The 6,000-nt window shown below is 39.7% G+C and carries 5 protein-coding genes; 4 read left to right on the top strand and 1 reads right to left on the bottom strand.

From position 1 onward, the window contains the following. Together CXF61_RS14040 and CXF61_RS06530 are read left to right on the top strand one after the other, a co-directional pair. A partial coding sequence (locus tag CXF61_RS14040) for a hypothetical protein (RefSeq protein ID WP_193834196.1) occupies positions 1-1,242 on the top strand: 1,242 nt, incomplete at its 5' end. Positions 1,243-1,372: 130 nt separating this feature from the next. Then, positions 1,373-2,113: an SDR family oxidoreductase gene (locus CXF61_RS06530; protein ID WP_165597612.1), complete on the top strand. Its 741-nt coding sequence runs from the start codon at positions 1,373-1,375 to the stop codon at positions 2,111-2,113. Positions 2,114-2,241: 128 nt separating this feature from the next. Here CXF61_RS06530 and CXF61_RS06525 read toward each other — a convergent pair whose 3' ends face one another. Further along, complete coding sequence (locus CXF61_RS06525; protein ID WP_101205324.1) at positions 2,242-2,871, bottom strand: superoxide dismutase; 630 nt, start codon at positions 2,869-2,871, stop codon at positions 2,242-2,244. A 552-nt stretch (positions 2,872-3,423) separates the two neighbouring features. Between CXF61_RS06525 and rdgB the strand changes: the two genes are divergently transcribed. Together rdgB and tig are read left to right on the top strand one after the other, a co-directional pair. Then, positions 3,424-4,077, top strand: a complete 654-nt coding sequence (gene rdgB / locus CXF61_RS06520) for an RdgB/HAM1 family non-canonical purine NTP pyrophosphatase (protein WP_165597611.1) — start codon at positions 3,424-3,426, stop codon at positions 4,075-4,077. A 534-nt stretch (positions 4,078-4,611) separates the two neighbouring features. Then, entirely contained in the window at positions 4,612-5,958 is a 1,347-nt protein-coding gene (gene tig / locus CXF61_RS06515; protein ID WP_165597610.1) for a trigger factor, read from the top strand. Positions 5,959-6,000: the final 42 nt, after the last annotated feature.

The raw sequence follows: 6,000 nt of genomic DNA, 5'->3' as shown, positions 1-6,000 counted from the left end.
ACATATTTAGCTCTTTTTGATGATATTGTTAAGAAACTCGGTGAGCTTGGTAAAGTAAATAAAAAAGCGAAAAAAATATATGATGAAGCTCAAAATAAAATTAATGAACAAGATGTTTATGAGAATTATTTAATTGAGCAGTTAGCTTCAAACTCGCTAATTCCGAAGCTTGACACTAATTTTCTTGATATTCTTCGTCAACTTAGGAATAAGTCAGCCCATCCTTCTGGACACCGAGCTTCAGCAGAAGAAGCTAGATTTATATTTTACGAATCCATAAATCGTTTTTTATCTAAACCAATTCTTACTACTACTCAGTTGGTAGACGATATTTTAGCTCGCTTAAATGATCAGCATTTCTTTCCGTCAAGTAGTATAAATAAAATAGCTGATATCGTAAAAAAGGAAATACTAAATATTCATCATGAAACATTTCCATACCTTATTAACAAAGTTTTAGAAAAATATTTGAACTCTAACTCCGATCTTAAGAGAAATTCTGGATTTTTCTTAAATGGACTCGCTCATCTAAAAGATGATCAACTGTCAATCTGCTTAAAAAAATATGTTATAGATATAAAATGTTCAGACTCAAAATGCTCAAGCATAATATTACAAATAATATCAGCTAATGGTTCTCTATTATCAAACTTAGAACCCGTTACCTTTGATAGATTAAAAGCTGTTATTTCAGATAGCATAGAAAACGTCAAACCATCTGACGATGATTCAGCATTTTCTCACCCATCAGCAGTTTTAAATTCCATTTTGCAAGATTGTGGGGAAGACTTGATAGTTAGTCAGTTTAAAGAGCAATTAATACAGTTGTTCCGAAAAAATATATTTAGCATTAGTTTCATCTCACGTATGTCTGGCAACGAAAAAGTAATAAAACTCTATCTGGAAGAAGCATATAGAAAAGCTGGCTCAAACGATTTCAACACAGCAAATAACTTCTCAGAAAATATAACAGGTGTTGATAACTATCTGTTTGAATCGTTAACAGGAGAACAGGCATCTGAACTTATCATTAATATATACAAAGCAGCGGAATATGGTGCATGGCGAGCCGAATCATTAAAAAGTTCAGAGTTTTCTTCAATTCCTAAGATTAAAGGTATTGCTATAGGATATATGCGATCTAATAAAGTGGATGTTAGATCTAAATTTGAACAAGTGGATGGTAATGGTGAGTATTTTGACAATCTAATTAAGAGTGAATCACTTAATGCTATATCTTAAAATGGAATACAGAATCGCTCTACTTATTCGTTTTGCACACTGGTAACTTATCTCCTACTAATCAAGAGACATCAGTCGAAAAGTAATATAAGCGTACTAATATTCACTCATAATATTGGAGAAAGTATCGATGACAACACTAAAAAATAAAGTCGCGATTGTAACCGGTTCATCAAAAGGTATCGGCGCGCAAATAGCCTTATCGCTCGCAAAATCAGGGGCTAAAACCGTCATTAATTATGCAAATGATGACGTAGCAGCCAATGATATCGTAAGCCAGATTAAATCATCAGGCGGTGAAGCCATTGCCGTGCAAGCCGATGTCAGTAATGCCGAACAAGTCGAAGCAATGTTTGATGCCACTATCAGCGCGTTTGGTAAGCCAGACATTCTGGTTAATAGCGCAGGTATAATGATTAATAAACCCATTGCCGAGACTACCGATGAAGACTTTGACCGTATATTTGCTATTAATGTAAAAGGCACGTTTAATACATTGCGTGAAGCTGCGACTAAACTCAATGACGGTGGCCGTGTTGTAAACCTCTCAAGTACAACCACTCGCATGATGTTACCTAGTTACGGCACCTACTGTGCGACCAAAGGTGCGGTCGATCAGCTGACCCGTATATTTGCCAAAGAAGTTGGCGAACGCAATATCACTGTCAATGCAATATCTCCAGGCCCTACTGACACCGAGCTATTTCACCAAGGTAAGGCGGATGACACGGTAGAGAGACTTGCCAGTATGTCACCGTTTAATCGTATCGGTGAACCAGTCGATATCGCTCGTGTGGTGGCATTTTTGGTCAGTGAAGAAGCCGCTTGGGTTACTGGACAAAATATCGGCGCAAACGGCGGTATCGCCTAATAGCACTACTCTATCAAAAATATATTTTGATCAGATATCAAAATAGAAAGTTATATAGAAAGCTAGTACATAAAAAAAGGACACCTCGCGGTGTCCTTTTTATCAATCAAATACTTAGTCGTTAAAGGTTACTCTTCAACGCCAGCATCTTGACCTTTATATTTTGCGTTTGCGTAGTCCCAGTTCACTAGCTTGTCTAGGAACGTGTCAACATAGTCAGGACGACGGTTACGATAATCTACATAGTACGCGTGTTCCCATACATCACAAGTCAATACCGCTACTTGGTCATGTGCAAGTGGGGTGTCAGCGTTAGCAGTTTTAGCGATTGACAATTTGCCACCGACTTTATCAGCAACTAGCCATGCCCAACCTGAACCAAACTGAGTCAATGCTGCGTTTTTGAACTCTTCACGGAACTTGTCGTAGCTACCGAAATCTTCTTCGATTTTTGCTTTTAGATCGCCAGTAGGTTCGCCGCCGCCGTTCGTTGGCGTCATGCAGTTCCAGTAGAACGTGTGGTTCCATACTTGAGCTGCTTGGTTGAACATACCTTGCTTGCTGTCATCTTTAGCAGTCGCTACGATGATTTCTGGCAATGTTTTGTCTTCTAGACCAGAACCTGGCAACATGTCTTTTAGCTTGTTTACATAAGCAGCATGATGCTTGTCATGATGATACTCTAGCGTTTCGGCACTGATATGTGGCTCTAGTGCGTCTTTTGCATATGGTAGGTCTGGTAAAGTAATGTTTGACATAATTATTTTATCCTTGCTGTTTAGCCGTTAGTTTATAAAAACTTGCTTATAGAAACTGAATTTTACGCTATTTTTACACCGCAAAAAACACTATAAAATAGCGGACTAAATTGGCTGAGTTTATTGTTTGAAATGAACTTTATCGCTTGATACACGGTACTGCTCAATACAATATCACGTATCATTATGAATCCAAAATTAACCTAGCGGTTACTTATTGCTATTATTCTTCGCCAAAAAGCCAAGTCTCTGACTTTATAGACTTTTATTAACTTAATATTCACAAGCTATAAGATATAATTCACTTTAGCTTGGTATCTATTATAGCAATAGTGACCAATAATATCAGTTACCAAATGTTATAGCCCGTACAATCTGTATAGCGATTGGTTATTTATTAAGCAGTAACCGCATTCACTCCAAACTCATGCGTTATCATGATTAGTATAACTACTTCAATCGACAAACAATTTACCGATTAGCGCTACAGAAGATAAATAAAGCCTACTCGAATAATAGCTCTTCATTATCTTTATATTACGGAATAACTCTATGAGCACCACTGATACCTCGTTAACTGCTACCCATCCGACATCTGGCAACCAATGGGTACTGGCCAGTAACAATAAAGGCAAATTGGCTGAATTTAAACGGCTATTTGCCGAAGCGAACTTGGACGTGACGATTGTCCCTCAAGGTCAGCTTGATATTGAAGACGCTATCGAGGATGGTTTAAGCTTTGTAGAAAACGCCATTATCAAAGCCCGTCATGCGAGCCGTATCAGTGGACTGCCTGCGATTGCTGATGATTCAGGACTGTGCGTGCCTGTACTAAATAATGCGCCAGGTATCTACTCTGCTCGCTATGCTGGTGAGCACGGCAACGATAGTAAAAATAACGCCAAGCTCATCGCCGACTTGCTGCCTATCCGCGCAGCGAAGCCAGATACTCCGATCAAAGGTATGTTCGTTTGCGTACTGGCAATGGTGCGTCATGCTGATGATCCGCTACCGATTGTCGCCCAAGGATTATGGCATGGCGAGATTTCAGAGACAGCGCATGGTGATGGTGGCTTTGGTTATGATCCACTGTTTTGGTTACCTGATTTGCAAGCCAGTGCGGCTAGTCTAAGCGCTGCTAATAAAAACAGCATCAGTCATCGTGGTCAGGCAATCCAGCAGCTATTGGCGCAGCTACCTTTATAAGTACCTTATAGCTGTTCTATTTATAACTATCTACAAGTGCACTTGATACTCATAATACGTTTACAACCTTATCGCTGTTTTTTATCCGTTATCTTATTTATTGACTATGAATATGGCTAACTCTTTATATAAAATTAAGCCATACAAGAGCAAGCAACATAAGGAAACATGCCATCAAACAGATAATTTTTACTTTAATAAACAGATAGATTATACTGTTCTACTTTTAAAATTTTGTTGAAATCCGTTATTTGGCTGTATAATTCACCAAAAAGCGTTATTATGCGGTGCATTAACGGTTTATTATCGATATTTGATAGCATGGACAACCTCAGCAGGTTCACCTTTTAGTATCAGCGGCGATTGCTACTGGCACTGAATTTGACGTTGTGCGCTATCGCTATCCCCTATTTATTTCAACGGCAGCCCGTCGTACATGCCGGTAATTTGAGGCGCGGTCTGTCTATTACAATTTAACCCTAAGTACTATTTCATTAATCAAACGTACTACTTAATCCTAAAGGTGTAATTAACATGGCTACAGATTTACAAGTCACAACCAACAAGCTATCTAATAAAGAAACCCAGCTAACGGTTAAAGTGCCCGTTGAAAAAATTCAAAACAAAGTTGAAGGCCGTATTCGCCAAGTTGCGAAAACTGCCAAGATTGACGGTTTCCGTAAAGGTAACGTCCCTATGTCACACATCCGCTCTCAGTACGGTGCTGGCATTCAACAAGAAGTTATCAACGATGTGATCCGTGATACTGTATTTGAAGCGATCAAATCTGAAGACATCCGCGCTGTTGGCATGCCTAACATCGACGACGTAAAACTTGAAGACGATTTCTTGGTGTATCAAGCGACCGTTGAAATCTTCCCAGAAGTAGACGTACAAGGTATCGATGAGATCGAAGTTGAGCGTCACACTGCACAAGTGAGTGAAGAAGACGTTGACACCATGATCGAAAACCTACAAAAGCAACGTGAAGAATTCGTTGAGAAAAAAGGCATGGCGGCGAAAGACAACCAAGTGACTTTTGACTTTGAAGGCTCTATCGACGGCGAAAAATTCGAAGGCGGCTCTGCTGAAGACTTTAAACTAGTTATCGGTAGCAACCAGATGATCCCAGGTTTTGAAGCGGGTATCAAAGGCATGAAAGCTGGCGAAGAAAAAGTCATCGACGTCACTTTCCCAGAAGATTATCAAGCTGAGAACTTAGCTGGTAAAGAAGCTCAGTTCAAAATCAACGTAAAATTGGTTGAAAAATCTAAGTTACCTGAAATCAATGAAGAGTTCCTTGAGCTATTCGGCGTAAAAGAAGGTGGCGTAGAGAAATTGAAAGAAGACGTACGCAAAAACATGGAACGCGAAATCAAAAACGCTGCGCGTAGTCAAGTTAAGCAAGCAACTTTTGATGCATTGCTAGAAAAGAACGAGTTTGATGTACCAAACGCGATGCTAGAGCAAGAAATCGAGCGTCAACGCAACATGATGATGCAACGTTTTTCTCAGCAGTTCGGTGCGAATGCTGATAGCTTCGATAAAGACATGCTACCAAATGAGCTATTTGAAGAGCAAGCGCTACGTGCTGCCCGTCTTGGCATCATCGTTGCCCGTGTTATCGATACTAAAGGCCTAGAAGTAGATCAAGAGCGTGTTGAAACCTTCATCAAAGAAGCCGCTGAAAACTACGAAGATCCAGCAGAAGTAATCGAGTACTACACCAATGACAAGCAGCAGCGCGCTAACATTGAGTCTGTTGTGCTAGAAGACCAAGTAGTAGATTACTTGATCGCACAAGGTAAAGTAACTGACAAAGAAGTTAGCTACCAAGACTTGCTAGCTGCTCAGCAGCAACAACAGCAGCAAGCAATGTAATTGATACGACCAGCTGTCTTTTTAGATATGCTGTAGTCGGTT

This window comes from Psychrobacter sp. 4Dc, assembly GCF_002836715.1.
Classification (GTDB): domain Bacteria; phylum Pseudomonadota; class Gammaproteobacteria; order Pseudomonadales; family Moraxellaceae; genus Psychrobacter.
This window is presented reverse-complemented; position numbering and strand designations above follow the sequence as displayed.

Coding starts and splice junctions, on each gene's coding strand:
- rdgB (WP_165597611.1), top strand. CDS start 3,424: ATGAGCACCACTGATACCTCGTTAACTGCTACCCATCCGACATCTGGC.
- CXF61_RS06525 (WP_101205324.1), bottom strand. CDS start 2,871: ATGTCAAACATTACTTTACCAGACCTACCATATGCAAAAGACGCACTA.
- tig (WP_165597610.1), top strand. CDS start 4,612: ATGGCTACAGATTTACAAGTCACAACCAACAAGCTATCTAATAAAGAA.
- CXF61_RS06530 (WP_165597612.1), top strand. CDS start 1,373: ATGACAACACTAAAAAATAAAGTCGCGATTGTAACCGGTTCATCAAAA.